The 19,378-nt window shown below is 41.8% G+C and carries 22 protein-coding genes; 16 read left to right on the forward strand and 6 right to left on the reverse strand.

Features of this window, described 5'->3' with window-relative positions:
* Positions 1 to 129: 129 nt before the first annotated feature.
* The 4 genes from tfpZ to AC07E5_RS13470 all read left to right on the forward strand — a co-directional run bounded on the left by tfpZ (position 130) and on the right by AC07E5_RS13470 (position 3,437).
* Positions 130 to 849 (forward strand): TfpX/TfpZ family type IV pilin accessory protein, encoded by a 720-nt coding sequence (gene tfpZ / locus AC07E5_RS13455; RefSeq protein ID WP_416713727.1) that lies wholly within the window; start codon positions 130 to 132, stop codon positions 847 to 849.
* Between the two features lie 152 nt (positions 850 to 1,001).
* Positions 1,002 to 2,633 carry a PglL family O-oligosaccharyltransferase gene (locus AC07E5_RS13460; RefSeq protein ID WP_498625652.1) on the forward strand — a complete coding sequence of 544 codons (1,632 nt, stop codon included), beginning with the start codon at positions 1,002 to 1,004 and terminating at the stop codon, positions 2,631 to 2,633.
* Positions 2,634 to 2,909: 276 nt separating this feature from the next.
* Positions 2,910 to 3,152, forward strand: a complete 243-nt coding sequence (locus AC07E5_RS13465) for a type II toxin-antitoxin system ParD family antitoxin (RefSeq protein WP_019836164.1) — start codon at positions 2,910 to 2,912, stop codon at positions 3,150 to 3,152.
* A 117-nt stretch (positions 3,153 to 3,269) separates the two neighbouring features.
* Complete coding sequence (locus AC07E5_RS13470; protein ID WP_498625653.1) at positions 3,270 to 3,437, forward strand: type II toxin-antitoxin system RelE/ParE family toxin; 168 nt, start codon at positions 3,270 to 3,272, stop codon at positions 3,435 to 3,437.
* A gap of 165 nt (positions 3,438 to 3,602) precedes the next feature.
* On the opposite strand, the gene bfr is transcribed toward AC07E5_RS13470, so the two are convergent.
* The 6 genes from bfr to gmk all read right to left on the reverse strand — a co-directional run bounded on the left by bfr (position 3,603) and on the right by gmk (position 8,493).
* The gene (bfr, locus tag AC07E5_RS13475; RefSeq protein ID WP_131260631.1) at positions 3,603 to 4,067 is read right to left on the reverse strand and encodes a heteropolymeric bacterioferritin subunit Bfr; all 465 of its coding nucleotides are present in this window, start codon (positions 4,065 to 4,067) and stop codon (positions 3,603 to 3,605) included.
* Positions 4,068 to 4,314: 247 nt separating this feature from the next.
* Entirely contained in the window at positions 4,315 to 4,509 is a 195-nt protein-coding gene (locus AC07E5_RS13480; RefSeq protein WP_004974511.1) for a bacterioferritin-associated ferredoxin, read from the reverse strand.
* 171 nt (positions 4,510 to 4,680) lie between these two features.
* On the reverse strand, positions 4,681 to 5,064 hold the full coding sequence (locus tag AC07E5_RS13485) for a RidA family protein (RefSeq protein ID WP_004809961.1): 384 nt from the start codon (positions 5,062 to 5,064) through the stop codon (positions 4,681 to 4,683).
* Between the two features lie 123 nt (positions 5,065 to 5,187).
* Positions 5,188 to 7,290: a RelA/SpoT family protein gene (locus AC07E5_RS13490; RefSeq protein WP_498625654.1), complete on the reverse strand. Its 2,103-nt coding sequence runs from the start codon at positions 7,288 to 7,290 to the stop codon at positions 5,188 to 5,190.
* Positions 7,291 to 7,511: 221 nt separating this feature from the next.
* On the reverse strand, positions 7,512 to 7,793 hold the full coding sequence (gene rpoZ, locus AC07E5_RS13495; protein WP_004896248.1) for a DNA-directed RNA polymerase subunit omega: 282 nt from the start codon (positions 7,791 to 7,793) through the stop codon (positions 7,512 to 7,514).
* Positions 7,794 to 7,869: 76 nt separating this feature from the next.
* Complete coding sequence (gmk, locus tag AC07E5_RS13500) at positions 7,870 to 8,493, reverse strand: guanylate kinase (protein WP_498625655.1); 624 nt, start codon at positions 8,491 to 8,493, stop codon at positions 7,870 to 7,872.
* Positions 8,494 to 8,627: 134 nt separating this feature from the next.
* Here gmk and ispH point away from each other — a divergent pair, with 134 nt between their 5' ends.
* From ispH to rplS, 12 genes are all read left to right on the forward strand, one after another.
* Positions 8,628 to 9,578 (forward strand): 4-hydroxy-3-methylbut-2-enyl diphosphate reductase, encoded by a 951-nt coding sequence (gene ispH / locus AC07E5_RS13505; protein ID WP_498625656.1) that lies wholly within the window; start codon positions 8,628 to 8,630, stop codon positions 9,576 to 9,578.
* Between the two features lie 163 nt (positions 9,579 to 9,741).
* A complete protein-coding gene (locus tag AC07E5_RS13510) occupies positions 9,742 to 10,176 on the forward strand; it encodes a pilus assembly FimT family protein (protein ID WP_498625657.1) in 435 nt (144 codons plus the stop codon).
* 18 nt (positions 10,177 to 10,194) lie between these two features.
* A complete protein-coding gene (pilV, locus tag AC07E5_RS13515) occupies positions 10,195 to 10,680 on the forward strand; it encodes a type IV pilus modification protein PilV (protein WP_179989822.1) in 486 nt (161 codons plus the stop codon).
* A complete protein-coding gene (locus tag AC07E5_RS13520; protein ID WP_236094103.1) occupies positions 10,670 to 11,620 on the forward strand; it encodes a PilW family protein in 951 nt (316 codons plus the stop codon). Before pilV ends, AC07E5_RS13520 begins: the two co-directional genes overlap by 11 nt.
* Positions 11,617 to 12,315 carry a pilus assembly PilX family protein gene (locus AC07E5_RS13525; protein ID WP_498625658.1) on the forward strand — a complete coding sequence of 233 codons (699 nt, stop codon included), beginning with the start codon at positions 11,617 to 11,619 and terminating at the stop codon, positions 12,313 to 12,315. Before AC07E5_RS13520 ends, AC07E5_RS13525 begins: the two co-directional genes overlap by 4 nt.
* Positions 12,316 to 12,333: 18 nt before the next feature.
* Positions 12,334 to 16,020, forward strand: coding sequence for a pilus assembly protein (locus AC07E5_RS13530; protein ID WP_498625659.1), 3,687 nt, complete (start codon positions 12,334 to 12,336; stop codon positions 16,018 to 16,020).
* Positions 16,021 to 16,030: 10 nt separating this feature from the next.
* Positions 16,031 to 16,612: a type IV pilin protein gene (locus AC07E5_RS13535; RefSeq protein WP_179989830.1), complete on the forward strand. Its 582-nt coding sequence runs from the start codon at positions 16,031 to 16,033 to the stop codon at positions 16,610 to 16,612.
* Positions 16,612 to 17,040 carry a type IV pilin protein gene (locus AC07E5_RS13540; RefSeq protein WP_236094100.1) on the forward strand — a complete coding sequence of 143 codons (429 nt, stop codon included), beginning with the start codon at positions 16,612 to 16,614 and terminating at the stop codon, positions 17,038 to 17,040. The genes AC07E5_RS13535 and AC07E5_RS13540 overlap by 1 nt, the downstream gene beginning before the upstream one ends.
* Before the next feature lie 144 nt (positions 17,041 to 17,184).
* Complete coding sequence (gene rpsP / locus AC07E5_RS13545) at positions 17,185 to 17,442, forward strand: 30S ribosomal protein S16 (RefSeq protein WP_178319388.1); 258 nt, start codon at positions 17,185 to 17,187, stop codon at positions 17,440 to 17,442.
* Between the two features lie 30 nt (positions 17,443 to 17,472).
* Positions 17,473 to 18,021 (forward strand): ribosome maturation factor RimM, encoded by a 549-nt coding sequence (gene rimM, locus AC07E5_RS13550; protein WP_498625661.1) that lies wholly within the window; start codon positions 17,473 to 17,475, stop codon positions 18,019 to 18,021.
* Positions 18,022 to 18,047: 26 nt separating this feature from the next.
* On the forward strand, positions 18,048 to 18,788 hold the full coding sequence (gene trmD, locus AC07E5_RS13555; protein ID WP_498625662.1) for a tRNA (guanosine(37)-N1)-methyltransferase TrmD: 741 nt from the start codon (positions 18,048 to 18,050) through the stop codon (positions 18,786 to 18,788).
* Positions 18,789 to 18,995: 207 nt separating this feature from the next.
* The gene (rplS, locus tag AC07E5_RS13560) at positions 18,996 to 19,367 is read left to right on the forward strand and encodes a 50S ribosomal protein L19 (RefSeq protein WP_004974529.1); all 372 of its coding nucleotides are present in this window, start codon (positions 18,996 to 18,998) and stop codon (positions 19,365 to 19,367) included.
* Positions 19,368 to 19,378 lie beyond the last annotated feature (11 nt).

The raw sequence follows: 19,378 nt of genomic DNA on the forward strand, positions 1-19,378 counted from the left end.
AAATGGAAATATTACCTCGGTTAATGAGGGCACGATTGTAGGAAGACCAGTTAGTTGTACGATAGATTTTAGGAGCAGGTTTATTCATATTGAAATTATAGGACTGAATAATCTTTCTAGGCTAGGTATATGCAACAAAGCCGTTCATTTGGCTTTATCTATTCTTGTTGCTGCTTGTTGTGTGTGGATTGTTTTTTTCTTTGGCATCCACAACCAATAGCTAAAGCAATTGGGGTAATAAATATTTTTGTAATGATGCTTATTATAGATATAATTTTAGGTCCATTATTGACACTACTTGTTGCTAAACAAGGCAAAAAGACACTTAAATTTGACTTATTTATAATTTTTTTATTGCAGATTTCCGCATTAACATACGGTGTATATAATATTTCTATCAGCCGACCAGTTTGGCTAGCCTTTGATACAATGAGATTCGAATTAGTTCAAGCAAATAGTATTCCAACAGAGATGCTCAAAGAAGCCAAATTTCCATATAATCAACTAAGTTTTTTGAGACCCAAATGGGTTGCTATTAAAGTAGCAAAGAATGAAGAAGAAAAAGCTAGCCGTACCTTTTTAGAATTGCAAACGGGGGTTTCTCCAAGTATGCAGCCATCTTTATATGAACCATTATTGAAACAGGCTCAAGTAATACAAAAGAAAGCAAAGAATCTAGTAGAATTGGAACAGTACAACTCAAAAACTGAAGTTGAAAAAACTTTAGCAAACTACCCAAAAGCAGATGCTTGGTTACCTTTAAAAGCCAATGCCGTAGATATGGTGGTTTTAGTCAATAAAGAATCCGCATCTATCATCAAAATAGTAGACCTAAGACCGTGGAAATAATTTCTTAAGTTAAAAATGGGGAATTTAAGTATTCCCCATGCGATCATCCCATTTTAAGACTGGCAGAATTCCAATCAAACTTACCACACAAAGCACTATCATCTTGCCAAAAAAAATATAAGATAGAGCCAGTTTTTTAGTCTAGTTTTCTTATGAAATCTGCATTGCTGCTTTTGGCTGCCATCCTCATCTCCCTTGCATGGCTATTGCCCATTCACTACCGCCCGTGGGTTACCTATACAGGTGAGCTTTACGCATTTTTTTCCCTGTTTGCCCTTGCAGCCTGCTTTTTTAAAGCAAAATTACAAATACCCAAAATCAGCCTGCCCTTACTGGCATTGTGCAGTGTTCCGCTCATTCAGTGGAGTTTAGGCTTAGTCTATTTCTTTGACAAAGCCTTGCTCAGCAGTGTGTATATCTTTAGTTTTTGGCTCGCGATCATTTTTGGCTATAACCTTACTCAAAATAGTATTGAACGTGAACGCATCTTTACAGGCTTTAGTTATGTGCTACTCGGCGTAGGAAGTATGACCGCATTCATGGCAATTTGCCAGTGGCTCACACTCGATCAACACCTGCCAATGATGGTGGATATAAAAATCGGGCAACGTCCTTATGCCAATTTCGCCCAACCGAATAATATGGCGACTTTTTTGGTGATGTCGCTTATGGCATGCCTATATTTATACGAAAAACAAAAACTTAAAACCGTATGGATTGTGATTGCAGCTGCCATGATTTTGGTCGGTGTGGTACTGAGTCAATCACGGACTTCATGGTTGGCGTCGCTGTGTCTCTTGACCTATTTGAGCTATCAACAATACCGTGGCGTAATGCGGATTAAATGTCGCTATAGCTTGCTGTGGTTTGCCGCATTTATCGGGCTGATTTTTATCGCACCTGCTTTTAGTCAATTGCTCTCACAAAGTGCAGACCTTTCGGTGCAATCTCGTGATGTGGTACAGCGCGCCACAGGTGATATGTCGCGCTTGGCCATTTGGCAGCAAATGCTCGCTGCGATTGAACATCAACCGTGGTGGGGCTATGGTTGGCATCAAACCAGTGTGGCGTATGTCACGATTAGCGAATTTGTGCAAGGTCCTGTGTGGATTCGTAGCGCACACAATTTTATTTTGGACTTTTTACTCTGGAATGGTGTGATACTAGGCGTACCATTTTTGGCGTATCTGGGCTATTGGGGCTACCAACTGCATAAAGATACTCAGTCGGTGGAATCGGTTGTGGGTATTTTAATGCTCGGTGCATTTAGCGTGCATGCCATGCTGGAATTTCCACAAAACTATGCCTACTTCTTGCTGCCTGTAGGTTTTATTATCGGCATGGTTCAGTCACAACGTGTGGTAAAAAGCTTCACTTTATCTGCAATTTATTTACGCATTACTTTTGTACTTGGCGCATTGTTGCTGATGCTGATTTATAGTGATTATGAAGTAATGGTGCCCAAACTAAATCAGTCGGTACGCTACGAACACACACCTGAAAAAATCACCCATCATGAGCGTATTTTGGTACTCGAAGAATTTAACCGCCGCATTGCGTGGATTCGATTAAATCCGTATAGCCTACAAACGCCTGAACAATTGCAGGATATCCATGAAATTGTGTTGAATTATCCAACCCGCTACGATTTATTGAAATATGCACGCGTATTAGCATTTAACGGTTATGAAGCAGAAGCCAAAAAGCAATTATGGTTGTTAAGCACTTTGTGGCAGGTCAATGTGGATTATGCGATTTTATTGGATGAGGCAAAGCCGCGCTGATTTAAGTATTCTATTTTAAGAATATGCTTCTGTGGCTTCCCCCTTTGAAAAAGGTGAGCCATGTATGGCGCAAGGAGAGGGATTAAAAAAATATAAGCCAAATATGGTGAAAATTTTCAATGTTGAAAATCTCTCCCAACCTTTCTTTAAAAAGAGAGGGGTATTCATTATAAAATTGATTTCATGTGCGAAAATTTAAAGAGATGCTGAAATTTTGTTCAGATAAAGGGAGTTGTGTTAGAATTGTATGATCTATTCACACAATAAGGCATGCTGATGGCGAGAACTACAAGTGTAACAATTGGCCCACAACTCGATGACTTCGTGAGCAAACTGATTGAATCTGGACGTTATGGTTCAACCAGTGAAGTGATGCGATCTGCATTAAGATTATTGGAACAGCAAGAAAATCAAACTGCAGCTTTAAAGCAAGCGATTGAAGCAGGTGAGAACAGTGGAGAAAGTACACTCAGCCTAAAAGATATTGCGGCTCAAGTGAAGCAGAAGCATCGTGTATAAGCTATCAAATTTAGCTGTCGACGACTTCACTGCTATTTATGAATACACCTTACTTAATTTTGGTGTAGCTCAGCTGACCAATACACGCAACATTTGGAAAATACCTTTCATTTGTTAGTGAGTTCACCGCTGATTGGTTATGCATGTGTAGATATTGGCGAGGGAATACGCCGTCACGATCATCATCAACATGCTATTTTTTATAAAAAACAGGATTATGGAATTTTTATTATTCGGATATTGCATCAACAGATGCAACCCATGAAACATTTTTTTGCGTTATAAATACTTTTTTATAAATCCAAGAATTTAAAATGCGCATAAGTAAAATATATTGATATTGAGAGCTTCTTCATTAGAGATAGGCAAGATACTGAATTTTAGGTAAAGTGCCCCAAAAAACAAAAGACTGGAAAACCAGTCTTTTGAGTTATCTAAACCAGATGAATCTTAGAGTTGGCTTTGAATATAGTTTTCAATACCCACAGTTTCAACCAAATCAAGCTGTGTCGTTGCCCAATCTAAATATTCTTCTTCTTTCTCTAAAATTTCCTGAACCAAATCACGGGTTACATAGTCCAATTGTTGCTCTGCTAAAACCACCGCTTTTTGAATCGCTTCAATATTTTCTTGGACTTTACGAACATCGCAATTCAAAACTTCAACTGTATGCTGACCGATATACAATTTGCCCAAGTGTTGTAAGTTTGGTAGCCCTTCTAAAAATAAAATACGTTCAATAATTTTGTCAGCATGTTTCATTTGACGAATCGACTCTTTATATTCAGCCGAACCCAGTTGCTCAATGCCCCAATCATTAAACATACGTGAATGTAAAAAATATTGGTTAATTGCAGTCAGGTGATGATACAAAACTTGGTTTAACTGATTAATCACATCACGATTGCCTTTCATTGCAGCACTCCATCAACAATTTCTGCCTTAAACCGCTTAAGGCAATCTATATTTCTATCTTAAACAAGACTGGGCAAAATGGCGAGTGATTTATAGAACGGCAAATGAAAATCGCAATCAAAAACAATTAGCTAGGCGGTGTGAAGAAATGTAAGACAAGAAAAACCCGCTGTAGTCGGAAGCGGGGGAGGAAACACCGAGTAAAAATTATAATACTGAAATGTGGGAGAGCAATAAAACGTCAGCTTTAGGCAGCGACGGCAAGACGAGACGCAATTTGTGCAATTTCATCGCTAATGATGGCGCGAGTTTCAGGCGCACAGCGACCACAGCACGTACCTAAATCAAACATATCGCGAATTTCACGATAGCTGTCTGCACCATTGGCAACGGCTTCTTTAATGTCTTGATCTGTAATACCACGGCATAAGCAAACGTACATGAATGCAACCACAATAATGAAATAAGATAAGTGTTATTATTGATAATTATTATCGTTTGTCAATAAAAATCATTTAAAAAGTCATTTATTGTAATTGGGTTTTTGAATTAAAAAATGCCACTCAATAGGTGGCATCGTTTATTGGTTTTTAAGTATTTGAATGATAATGACTTATGAATTGATAATCACCACGCCATCCATTTCAACTAAAGCACCTTTAGGTAAGCTGGCCACACCTAAGGCTGCACGCGCAGGGTAAGGTTGTGCAAAATATTCACCCATAATCTGATTGACCAATTGGAAGTGAGATAAATCGGTCAGGAAAATATTGAGCTTGGCAATATCGGCCAAAGAGCCACCCGCCGCTTCGCAAACGGCTTTTAGGTTATCAAATACGCGGCGAATTTGCGCTTCAATGCCTTCCACCAATTCCATGCTGTATGGGTCTAAACCAATTTGACCTGATAAATAAACAGTATTGCCCACTAAAATGGCTTGAGAGTAAGTACCAATTGCTGCAGGTGCATTTTCAGTATGGATGACTTGGCGAGACATTGATTTCTCCTAAAATAATGTACGAACATCATAGACCATCCGACTGCATTTCAGTAGCCTGATGAGTCTATAATGCAAAATTGGTGAATGTACGGCACAGTCAAACTATGTAGCCACATTAAATTAACAAGCTTTGGCTTCTTCTGCGATGCTGATGGGACGCGCTAAACGGCTAATCCGTGGGAAACCGTAGTGCATACGCAAATCACGAATAATTTTGGCAATTTGCTTACGGTTATTGACCACAATATTCACATGAGTCTTGCCATCGTGGCTGCGTACCATTTCCACACCCGTTTTGGCCTTACGACATTGATAGATCAAATCGGAAATTTGTTCGTCATTCATATCCATATCAATGCTGAGGTAAGCCGTAAAACTCACGTCATCAACATCTTCCGAAGTCCATTGTAGCGGCATGATATTTTCAGGATGTTGATGCTGCTCATGCAGTAAGTTGTTGCAGCGCGCACGATGCACAATCAAACCGCGACGTGACAAGTTACCCTGAATCGGATCGCCTAGCACAGGGTTGCAACAGTGCGCATATTTCACGTCAATGCCTTCTGTGCCTTGAATCAGACGGTCAGAATGTTCGTTGCTGTCCTGATCAAGTGCGTAAATGTGATTTGCCACCAACTGCGGCAATAAATCACCGACTGCAATTTGCTCAAATAAACGGTCTTTGGAGTCGATATGACGCCATTGCAACACATTTAACCAATCGGCCTCAGTCAGGTCTTGAATCGAGTGATTAAATAATTTTAGTGCACGGTTAAGTGCTTGTTGTCCCACCAAACGCTGTTCTTCAATATCCTGATCACGCAGAATGTTTTGTAAGGCACGACGGGCTTTTTGGGTATTAATAAAACTCAGCCAGTCTGGGTTTGGTGTGGCTAAAACATCGGTGATGATTTCGACCACTTGCCCGCTGATGAGTGGCGTCGAAAGTGGTTTGCTTTCACCATTAATTTTTGTACCGACTGCGTGGTTACCTAAGAACAAACTGGCTGCATAGGCAAAATCAACAGCGGTGGCACCTTGCGGCAATTCATGTAAATGTCCGTGCGGGGTATAAACATGAATTTTCTCTTGGTGCAGATAATCCAGTAAATCGCTAAATGTAGTTTTGGCACATTCACCATCAATCAACACATTCAAGCTTTTCATAGAGGCTTGAATGGCAGAACGACAGGCTTGTGGTGCGTTTTCACCTAAGACCACACCAAAACGTGCGGCTTTACGCATTAATTCAGTTTGAATGGTGAGTGATAAGGTGGTTTGCTCACCTTTTAGACGCATCATGAGTGATTGGTTACCGCCTGGCAGTGGGCGACGAATATGATCTTCATAATGCAAGACCTGAAAACTGTCACGTAAAATGTCGGCCAAACGGTCACAGTCGGCAATGCTTTGTAAAATAATTTCAAACGCATGGCTGTGGGTCAGTTCTTGTAGATCAATATCGTTTTTAACAAAGTGGCGCAGTAATTCAATGTTGTTATTTTTCTTTTTAATACGGCCTGCAATTTGATTGTCTTGCAGCAGGTCGGCAAGGTTTTGTTCCCATTTAGATTGGTATTCGCAGCGTTTTGGCTTGGTGTGCAACAGGGCAGCTTGCACATCGTTATACATATCTAAATCAAGGTTTTGATAACACAAATGTTCAAGGTTATCTGCCATTTCATTCATACCCACGATACGTGCCATGGGTACAAATACATCAAAGGTTTCTTGGGCGATACGTGCGCGTTTGTCTGGTCGCAGCGCATCTAAAGTGGTCATGTTGTGATAACGGTCTGCTAGTTTCACAATAATGACACGTGGATCCTGTAAGGTCGCTTGCAGAATTTTACGGAACGAAGCGGCTTTGTTGTATTCCTTGTCACTGGAATGGCTAAGTTTGGTTACACCATCGACCAGTTCAGCAACGGTACGTCCGAATTTTTCTGTGATGTCATCTTTGCTGTAGTCGGTATCTTCAATGACATCGTGCAATAGCGCAGCAATGAGCGTGTCGGCATCCAACCGCATGTGCGCCAAAATGCAACTCACCGCAATCGGGTGTAGCACATAAGGTTCACCACTTTTACGGGTAACGCCATCATGCGCATGCTCGGCATAATCGCAAGCCGTAAGCACCTGTTCGACTTCACTTACGCTAAGGTAAGGTTCGATCATGGTTTGAAGCTGTTGTTTGGCTTGGCTAACCTCTACGCCTGGCATATAACACCCTTTAAAATACAAGTGATAACGAATCTACAGTTAGACCTTATAATGAAAAGCATATTGCATGACTTGTCAATTTTTTTGTACCAAAACATAAGGTCATTAGACCATTTAAAATCAGGTCTTAATCCTTATGTTATAACGGTTTTTAGCGCAAGATTAAAGTTCAGACAACAAAAAAGCCTAGTAAAAAACTAGGCTTTTTCAGAAAGTCGTTCTTATTGGAAAGAAAAACCATCTAAATTCAAGTTATTTGCTGAAAGTGCGAGGTCAAGACTCGAAGTTTGATAGTCTTGATCACGTTGTTTCAAAATGTCTTTAGACACATGACCCACAGCAATTTCACGTAATGCCACTACAGTTGGCTTGTCATTGTCCCATTCTACAGTTGGTTCAATGCCTTGACGTGCCAATTGACGCGCGCGCTTGCTTGCCACTAGTACAAGCTCAAAGCGGTTGTCTACATGGTCTAAACAATCTTCAACGGTAACGCGTGCCATAAGAATTCTCGTTCGAATAATAAATTTAAACAGACTGTGCAGTATAAGGTGCTTTGCTTATAGACTCAAGTTTTAATCACGCGCTTGGCGGGCTAATTAACTTTTGAATCAAGGCTTGATGACGATGTGCCTGCTGCGCCATCACCAAACGATTAGCCGTAATCACCGATTCTAAATCGTGCAGAGCCTTATTAAAGTCATCATTAATAATCACATAGTCAAAATTGACATATTGTTGCATGTCTTCAACTGCGCAGCCTAGACGATGTTCAATCACATCGACTGCATCGGTGCCACGGTTAGACAAACGCTCGCGTAAATCAAACTGGCTTGGTGGAAGAATAAAAATTTGCTTCGATTCAGGAAAAAGATTGCGTACTTGTTGAGCACCTTGCCAGTCAATTTCAAGCAATACATCGTGACCTTTGGCTAACTGCTCTTTAACGGTTGCTTGCGCAGTGCCGTAATAATTGCCAAATACTTCTGCATATTCAATAAAACCGCCCTGTTCTATCAAGTCGATAAAATCTTGTTTTTGCGTGAAGTGATAATGCACACCATCGAGTTCGCCGGGACGTTGACCGCGTGTTGTGTGAGAAACTGAAACGTGTAAATTATTCACACGCTCAAGCAGGGCTTTAACGAGGGATGTTTTGCCTGTTCCTGAAGCGGCAGAAACGACAAACAATAGACCCGACATGATATTTTTCCTGATATGATAAAATATCTTCTCTATTTTAGAGTAGACGCCCCTTAAACAAAATAGCCAAGATGGCTTTTGTTGGCATAAATTTTTAAACATCCCACCTATTTAACTTCAACATAGAGGGTTCTATGGAAATTGTATTGGCGAATCCACGTGGTTTTTGTGCAGGTGTAGACCGAGCAATTGCGATTGTAAATCGTGCCCTTGAGTGTTTTAACCCCCCTATATATGTACGTCACGAAGTGGTACACAATAAATTTGTGGTAGATGACTTACGCCAACGCGGTGCAATTTTTGTCGATGAGCTGGATGAAGTACCCGATGACAATATCGTGATTTTTAGTGCACATGGCGTATCTAAAGCAGTGCAGCAAGAAGCGGAACGTCGCGGTTTAAAAGTGTTTGATGCGACTTGTCCGTTGGTCACCAAAGTACATATTGAAGTCACTAAGTACGCGCGTGAAGGTACAGAGGCGATTTTAATTGGTCACGAAGGACACCCCGAAGTTGAAGGGACGATGGGGCAGTACGATAAGAAAAATGGCGGCGAAATTTATTTAGTGGAAGATGAAGATGATGTGGCTGCACTTGCGGTTCAGCATCCAGATAAAGTGGCTTTTGTGACGCAAACTACTTTGTCGATTGATGATACTGCCAAAGTGATTGATGCCTTGCGCCAAAAATATCCGAATATTCAAGGGCCACGTAAAGACGATATTTGTTATGCTACTCAAAATCGTCAGGATGCAGTGCGTGACTTAGCCAATCAATGTGATGTGGTGTTGGTGGTTGGTTCGCCAAACTCATCTAACTCTAACCGTTTACGCGAACTTGCAGAGCGTATGGGGAAACAAGCCTACTTGGTGGATAATGCCGATGAATTAAACCAAGCATGGTTTCAACCGAATACAAAGATTGGTGTGACTGCGGGCGCATCTGCACCTGAAATTTTAATCAAACAAGTGATTCAGCGTTTGCAAGACTGGGGTGCAACCGCCCCTGAAGAGCTGGCAGGTCGTGAAGAAAACATTACCTTTAGTTTGCCCAAAGAGTTACGTATTCCTGTAACACAGGCTTAAACTGCGAAGCATATAACACTTTAAAAAATTGATGAAAAATAGGCAGATAACCGTTATATGACGGTTATCTGTTTTTTTATGCCTTTTATCCTGAAGTGTGAGGGTTTTGTAAAGTTGTTGGTTATTATTTTTAATAGGGCAAAGTCTGTGTCTTGGGGGGAGTATGCGACAAAAAGAAAACGGGTTCACCTTAATTGAGTTGATGGTGACCATTGCGGTGTTGGCAATTATCGCGATGATGGCTGCTCCGTCTTTTATCCAAATGGTTCGGAGTAATCAATTGCGAAGCGATACCCGTGATTTTGTAGATTTATTGGCGGAAACAAGGTCTGAAGCGATTTTTAAACAGAGTGATCGGGTCGTAGCGTTGGATAGTAGTGTGGCAACACCTTTTAAAACTTGGGTGCCAACGCATGTCACAAAAACGAGTGGGGATAGCAGTGTGACTTTTAATCGTTTGGGGCAGACCAGTGTTTCCACAAACGGACAGTGCTTTATTTTTGAACACAGTAGTGATGCTGCGTTAAAAGCATATGTGTATGTACAAAAGGGTGGAACGGTTGTTTACAATAAAGCGGCAACAAGTTGTCCGACTTGAGGGGAAGGAATAATAAAAATGATGAAACGTCAAACGGGAGTTGGGTTGGTGGAGGTGCTTGTGGCTTTAGTACTTCTAAGTATTGCTGTATTGGGGTTTGTGGCATTACAAATTAGAGCCATCACGGCTAGCAACGAAGCGACGATGAATGTTCAGGCGACCAATATTGCCCGAGATTTGGCGGAGCGGATGCGTATGAATCGAACAGGGCTGGCGGGTTATGTTGCGAATACCGATACCACGAATTGCGCAACTGCATTTTGCTCCCCTGAAGATATGGCTAAATACGATTTTAGACTAGTAAGCAGCCGTGCAACTGACTTGGGTATGAGGATGAATGTGCTTAATTGTCAAGGGTCTACCTTAGTTCGAAAATGTATATATGTAGCGTGGGAAGGAACAACAGCGACCAATGGTACAAGTAGTTCTGATTGCACCAATGGTGCGGCTTATGTACCAAATGCGAAATGCATCATCATGGAGGTATATAACTATGGCTCATAAGCGATATACCTCAGGTTTCACCCTCATGGAGTTGATGATTGCTTTAGCATTAGGATTGTTAATTGTTGCAGCAGGTTTGGCGGTATTTTTGAGTAGTCAGCGTTCTTTGAATTTGCAGTCTGGCATGAGTGAGTTGCAGCAAAATGCTAATTTTGGTTTATCTTTAGTCACACATGATCTGCGTCATACCAATTTAAATACTTTATCCGAGCAAAAAGTAAATAGTCGGGTTATAGGTTCAGGCATTATTTTTAAAAAAGAAAATCTACCAACTGCATTGCAAGCAACACCTAATTTGGAAGCTGAATTTGTTACTTTGCAAAATAAGGATACTGACAACACCACAGGGAAAAGTGATCGCTTAACCATACAATACACGCCTGCAACAAGTACAATTTTTAACTGCGAAGGCGTACAGGTGACGAATGCGTCCTCGAAAACTATTGTGCAACGTTATTATGTGGCAGAAAGTCCACAACAAGTCACGGGTGAGCCGACCTCGTACTCGCTGTATTGTGATGCTGCTTCTTATGATGGTGCAGGGCTAGTCGGTTTAGATACCGATGCACAACAAATTATGCAGCGGGTCGATGCGTTTAAAGTACGCTTAGGGGTAAAAAATCCTGCGGGTCAGTTACGCTATATGACAATTGATCAATATATTACTGCGATGAATACGATCCGCACTGCTTGTGCTAGACCTATCGTGGAAGATACCTGTTCCAAAACCTATTTGAATGTTGTTTCTATGGAGATTGGCATTTTGTCTCGTTCTACGGGAACAATTGGTGCAGATGCAAATTTAAATACTCAAACCAGCTTTAATGTTGCTGGAACTCCAGTCACGCTTTCAGGGGATGTAGCAGTAAATAAGCGATATTTGCGTCAGGCGGTAAATCAAGTGGTCGCCATTCGTAATACCTTGGGAGCATCATCATGAAACAACAAAAAGGCGCAACACTCATTACGGTATTGGTCATTTTGATCGTTATCACATTACTGGGGACTATAGCGGTAAAAATGGGGATTGTGGGCTTAAAAATTGCAACTAATAGTCAGGTGAATGCGTTGTTGTTAGAAAACTCTGATTCAGCGTTGTTTAATATTGAAAACCCTGCTGAGGTTGAAAGACAACTGGCCTTGGATGGTATGTTTGCTTATTTTAACTCGGCTGCCAATGCTGAAGACGAACTAGTGTTTTGCTATCGTGCCGCACAATCATCATTTTTTTCACTCTCAAAAGCTAGTGCAATTCAAGTTGCTTCAGATGGAACCGTCACTACAACAAAGATTGGGATCGATGGTTATTGTAAAGCCAACCAGTTTGCAATGGGGCGTTCTGCAGTGTTGTCACAAGTGTATTTAACCAAGAGTTCTACGGTTTCTGCCCCTTTTGGTTCAGTTCCCAAGGGGACCAGTATCGGGCAAAGTAATGTGCCGGTAACCATGCATAATATCGGGGCGACTGTCATTTCAGTCTTACCAAGTTTTGCAGGTGCGACTACTACGCAAATAGAGAACTGTTTTAAGCAGCGGGCTTCGGCCGTGGGGGCATGTTTTGATGGGTTAGGTATTCCCTATAACATGCAGCATTCGGACTATACCGTTGGCGGTCAGCCGAAGTTGGTATCGTAAAGAAAGAGGGTTTAAAAAATGAAAAAGTTAGATCATAAAAAAGGACTTTCAGCTACGGTATCTATGCTGATGACCTTGGTTGTTTGTCAAAGTGTATCTGTACAAGCCAGCGATATTGATATTTATAGCAATGCAACAGGTGGTAAAACCACCATTATGCTAATGTTGGATACCTCAGGGAGTATGAGTGATTGTGATCTTGCACCAGGCACAACTTATACACGTAGAAGTGAACCTTCGGGAACGACACCTGGTTATACCAAATATTTTTGTGCTGTAAATATCCCAGGTTCAAGTTCTCAGCAAAAACGTTACGATCGTCTAACTCGATTAAAAGATGCAATTTTTACCCTAATGGATAGTAACCAAATTGATTCAAATTCGGTAGCGATGGGGATAGGGCAGTTTTCTTCTCAAAGTGGCAGTGACAACGTGTATACCAGTGCAGATGGAAAAAGTGGGAAAATAGTCGTTCCTGCTGCGCTTTTAAGCACAACACAACGTACAGCGATTAAAACGGCAGTTGCAAATTTACGAAGTAGTGGAGGCACACCTACTGCAAATGCTTATGCTGAAGTGGCTGCGTATATGTTGGGTGAGACGACAGCAACAGGACATTCAAATTACCAAGGGTATTTTTTATTGACGGGAGGAAATGCTGGTTATTATGCTATTTGCCAACAATGGAGTGGTACCACATGTACTTCTTGGGTTGGATTTTATTATCAAAGTGGCTTTACACCGAGTGGATATACAGCGGGTCCTACAGGGACTCTAAGTGGATATGCGGGACGTTATTATTTAGGCGAAAAAACTGATCGCGGTTTTGCTAAATCAGTGACTACATCTAAAAGTGGAGCTAAATATATTAGCCCATTATCCACCACCAATACGCAATGTGATGGTCAGGGTATTTACTTCTTAACCGATGGTGAACCGAATAGCTCATATGTCCCTGTTTCGGTAATGCAAAAAGCTTTAGGGTCTACAGGGTCATCTTTCAGTGTTCCTACTACAGGAACGCTACCAGACGGTAGTCAGGGAGGGCATGGTATGCCCGCTGTTGGCGAGTTTGCCAAAGCATTACGTGATAAAACGAGAAACCCTTTAGGATTAGAAATTAAAACTGCGGTTGTTGGTTTTGGGTCAGTATTCAATGTGGATAGAACCGCTGATGCTGCAAAACCTGTCGCTCAGAGAGTTATACGCACTTTGGATTATATTAATAGCAGAGGTGTGCGTACCAATGAACAAAGAGAATATTATAATTGCTCACTCATAACAGGTGTAGATGCCCAAAATGCTTGTAACTGGGGAGCTAAGCCGCATCCTGATTTACCAAGTAGTGTTGGAGGTTATGGGAATGGTGGTTTCTATTCTGCACAATCAACAGAAGATGTTGTACAAAGTGTGGTGAAATTTTTGGATGATGTTAAGCCTGAATTCGATCCGATTGCCACAGGTTCGCCTACCCTACCACAAGACGCATTGAATCCACTACGCATTCAACCTTATGGTTATTATGGATCATTTACACCGAAACCTCAGGAGTCTACTCAGCTTTGGGTCGGAAATATGAATAAATATCATATTTTTAACGGTGAACTATATAATGCAAGCAAAACTATTCGCTTAATTAAGGCAGATGGTTCGCTTGACGCAGCCGCCAAAGGGCTTTGGACCGACGAGGGCATGAAAGGACAATTGCCTTTGGGTTTAAGCACCAATGCCGCAAATGAAAAAATTGCCAACCGTACTCTTTATACCAATCGGGAAATTACAGGTACTGCGGCTCCGTATGCAGCAAGTGAAATCGGTTCACTGAAAAAAGTGAATGTGACAACTTTATTTGGTACGGGCACTACAGCGTTATTTGCCAATGACCCAGATAAAAACTATTGGTTGAACCTGCTCGGCTATAATGTTGCCACCACAGATACAGTCACTTTAGCAGACCTTGTGACCAAACCTGAACTGCGTCAGGTCGGTTCGGTCATGCACTCTACCCCTATTTTGCTGACCCAGTCAGGTAAAATCTCATATACTTCAGGCACCATTGACACCACTGATCGTGATGATTATTTACTATTCGGTAGTACACAAGGATTGCTGCATGTCGTACGGGCAGGCAAAAATGCAACTGATGCAAATCGTGGTAAAGAGGTTTTTGCCTTTGCGCCAAACGAAATGATGCAAAATCAAAAGAATGCTTTTCTATCTGAAACCAGTAGTACCTTGGGGAAAAATAACCTGTTCTACGGTATAGATGCACCGTGGACGGCTTATACCCAATATGTTGCAAAAGCAGATGGAACATTGACCGTGAAGGATTCAGGTCGTGTTGCACAAAATGCCAGTGGTGATGATATTGCCATTAAAGGGTTGCAGTGGGTCTATGGTGGTTTGCGTATGGGAGGCAAAAGTTATTACGCCTTGAATTTATCTGACTTAGATAATCCAGAGCTCAAATTTCACATCGACCCAGCTAGCTCAAAAATTTATAACTCAAGTTCCACAACCACAAATGTAACCGCTCTAAGCTATATGGGACAAAGCTGGTCTAAACCGACCATTGCTTATGTGAATTTTGGTGGAGTGAAAAAACTAGTCATGTTTGTGGGTGGGGGTTATGACCCTGGTTATGAAGATGCGGCTTATGACCAAAATACCACAACAGGCGGCGGTGCGGGTGTCTATATGTTTGATGCAAATAATGGCGACTTGCTTTGGTGGACCAGTGCCAATGCAACAGCAGCACGTGGTGCAGAAGCCTATACCAATGCCAGTGCAACGAGCATTAACATGAAATATAGTGTAGTCAGTCAGATCAATGCCATTGACCGTGATAATGACGGTTTAGTCGATAACTTATATTTTGGGGATTTAGGTGGACAGGCGTTCCGTGTTGACCTAAATAATGCAGCAACAGGTACGACCGCAAGTGATAAAAAAGCGAATTTTGCTAAACGTGTGGTGCGTTTGTTCAATGAACATGCAACAGGTGGAGCAAGTCCTCGCTTCTATGAAATGCCAAGTGTGTCTATACATGACAGCGATGATGGCTATGTTGCTGCCGTTGCGTTTAGCTCAGGTAATCGCAGTTCACCATTGGTTGGGGCGGCTGGCACGAATCAGGCGGGTTCAGCAACCAGTGCAGTAGATGGCGTATTTGTGGCTTATGATAAAGACGTTGCTAAAACAGATCTTTATGCTTCTCCAACATTAACGACACAAAATATTAGCTTTAGTTCTTTAAATACAAATATTAGTACAGGCGTTCCAGTTACTGGAAATAGCGGTTGGAAATACACCTATTCAAGTACTGCAGGAGCTTATAAAGGAATGAATGAGCTGTATGCCTTAGATGGCATGTTATATGTCAATGTGTTTCATCGCGATGGTACAGGTATTGGTGGCTCGTGTGGTGCAGGTGTCAAAGGTGACAGCTATGTCTATCAGTTCTGTTTGCCTACAGGAAAATGTCCATTTAATACAACCACATCTGGGGTGCCGAATAGCGTTAAACTTGGTGCGGGTATTTTGGGTGCTGGTTTAGGTCAAGGACGTAGTAGTGCCAATAATACTGGGTTGATTGTAAACCGCCCAACCACGCTCAATTGTACCACTACCCCAAATTTACCTGAATGTCAGGAGTTTACCACCACAGCGAAACTTAGACAGTTACGTTGGTATGAAACTCGTTAAGGGGTAAATCATGAAAAAAACACATGGCTTCACATTAATTGAGCTAATGATTACAGTGGTGGTGGTAGCAATTATTGCTGCCATTGCCGTACCTTCGTATCAACAATATATGCGAAAACAGGATTTGGCGATTGCGAAACAGGAGGCCTTGCGTATAGCCAGCGAACTAGAACGCTTTAAATCCAAGAATTTCAGTTATAAGGGCTTCGACGCAAGTTATATCTATAGCTCTTATAATAATTCTACGGGAACCTTGTATCTTCCTGTTGGTTCAGCAGCAGCAGATGGTAAATATGTTTTAACTCTGGTAGATGCTGATTTGAGTACTCCGACAAGCGATACTAAAAAGCCTTTAACTGTTGTAAAAAGTGGGGGGGTTGAAACCGCAGATTCCCAGTCAGTTAAAGGTTTAAATTGGGCAATAAAAGTAGAGCGCTGTAAAGTAGGGGGATGTGCCGCTACCAGTGGTTTTCCGAAAGATCCTCAAAATTATGATTTATTACTGAGAGGTAATGGTCTACGTTGTATGACAAAAGTCAAAGATGTAGTGACAGGTTATGCAAATTGTGGCAGTTATAGCGAGTCATGGTAATGAAAAAATACTCTTTAGGATTTACTTTAATTGAATTAATGATTGTTGTCGCAATTATTGGCATCTTGGCAGCAATTGCTTATCCATCTTACACACAGTACAAAATCCGTACCAATCGCGCAGATGTACAAAGTGAAATGATGCAACAGGCACAACGTCTACAGAGTTATTACGTTATCAACCATAACTATACCAGCGCAACACTGGATAATGGTGCAACTACAAAGGATTACCCAACATCTAATCCTGTTTATAGCATTACACTGGTCCCGAATGGTCAAACGTATACGTTAACTGCAGAACCTAAATCTGGTACTGTTCAGGTGGGTAATGGAAGTGTAATTTTAGATAGTCAGGGAAGGAAGTGTTGGACTAAAACAACTACAGCTTGCGTTCCCTCAGCCACCTCCAACTGGGACGGACGCTAAATAAATTCAAACCTGTAGATAAACAGATTATTTACTTTTAATCAAAACAAAAATAACGTAGAATATCGCCCTCTATGAAAGGGGTTTGAAGTGTTGCCGATGGTCGGTGCAGGGATAATCCGTAAAAATTATAAGGTTGTTCTCATGGTTGTTATTCGTTTAGCGCGCGGTGGTGCAAAAAAACGTCCATTCTATCAAATCGTTGTAACTGACAGCCGCAATGCGCGTGACGGTCGTTTCATCGAACGTATCGGTTTCTTTAACCCAACAGCTCAAGGTAAAGCAGAAAAACTTCGTTTAGATGCTGACCGTTTTGCTCACTGGGTTGCACAAGGTGCTCAACCTTCTGAACGTGTTGCTTCTTTAGCTGCTCAAGCGAAGAAAGCTGCAGCTGCTGCATAATTAAATGAATTAAGTAGTAGTAGGTAGCCCATGACACCAACACAGAATGTGCCCGAAGATCGTATTCAGATTGGACAGCTACGTTCAGCTTATGGATTAAATGGGTGGCTCTGGGTCTATTCCAATACAGAACCTATGAGCAACATGTTTGACTACCTGCCTTGGTACATTGAAACCAAAGCAGGATGGCAAATGGTCGATGTAAAACGTTGGAAACCACATGGCAAAGGCTTGGTGGTCAGCTTAAAAGGTGTGAGTGATCGTACCGCAGCAGACAACTTGGTTGGCGCAAATATCTGGATTTCAAAAGCGCAACTGCCTCAAGCAGGTGTGGACGAGTATTACTGGTCTGATTTAAAAGGTCTAACAGTGTTAGGTCTGAACGATGACGAACAAGAAGTAAACCTCGGTCAAATCCATGAACTGTTTGAAACAGGTGCCAATGACGTGATGGTGGTTCGCGCAACTGCCGATAGTGTCGATGGTGAAGAGCGTATGATTCCATGGCATAAAGATGTGGTACAACGCGTTGATCTCGAAGCGGGTCGTATTTATGTCAATTGGGGCGTAGATTACTAATATTTTTGGAAATACGGGAGTCTGCGATGTTTTTTGCAGTCATTACGCTTTTTCCTGAAATGTTTGAAGCGATTACACGTTTCGGTATTAGCGGGCGCGCAGCACAACGTGATCTGATGCAAATTCATTGTATCAATCCTCGCGATTATGCTGAGGGTAACTACAAACGAGTGGATGAACGTCCATTTGGTGGTGGTCCCGGTATGGTAATGATGGCTGAGCCACTGGCAAAAGCAATCCGCCGTGCCAAAGAACTTGCTCATGAAGCAGGTGCGGTCAACGTACCCGTGGTGTATATGTCACCACAAGGTAAAACCTTAAACGAAACTGCAGTGCAACAATTTGTTCAATATGACGGATTAATTGTGCTGTGTGGTCGTTATGAGGGTGTCGATGAACGTTTAATCCAGAAATATGTTGATCAGGAATGGTCGATTGGGGATTACGTGTTGTCGGGTGGTGAACTACCTGCGATGGTGTTATTGGACAGTATTATCCGGAGACTTCCGGGTGCCATGTCTGATGAACAATCCCATGTACAAGACTCTTTTGTGGATGGTCTGTTAGACTACCCACAATACACAAAGCCTGACCATTTTGAAGGTTTGGATGTGCCTGAGGTATTGAAATCAGGTCATCATGCAAATATTGAAAAATGGCGGTTTTTGCAGCGTTATCAACGGACTTTAGAGCGTCGACCTGAGTTGATTGAAAAAGTTGAGTTGAGTAAGCAGCAAAAAAAATGGCTAAAAGATGAGCGAGGGTGAGTAAAGCATTGCTCTACCCGAGCGCAAGGCGAGAAGCTATGCTTCGAGCAAACTAAACTGCTTAATGTAAATTAAGTACTTAAATAGGCTCTTTATGTCTTGAAGCGGTCAAGCATAAAGGGAAAGTCAATCGGGTCTATGCGCTTTAGCCTCTAGCCCCAGTGGATCTCAGACCTCTTCTGACCCACACATATTGGAGATACCCCCATGAGTGGTAAGCATCCTTTAGTTCAAGCTGTTGAAAATGCACAGCTTAAGCAAGACATTCCAGCTTTTGCACCAGGCGATACAGTTATCGTTCAAGTAAAAGTAAAAGAAGGTGATCGTGAGCGTCTTCAAGCATTTGAAGGTGTTGTAATTGCGAAGAAAAACCGTGGTTTGAACTCTGCGTTCACAGTACGTAAAATTTCTAGCGGTGTTGGTGTTGAGCGTGTTTTCCAAACTCACTCTCCAATCGTTGCGAAAATCGAAGTGAAACGTCGTGGTGACGTTCGTCGTGCTAAACTTTACTACCTACGCGAATTGTCTGGTAAAGCTGCACGTATTCGTGAGAAATTACCAGCACGTAAACAAGGTTAATTTTAACCTTG

It is taken from the genome of Acinetobacter seohaensis (genome assembly GCF_056431365.1).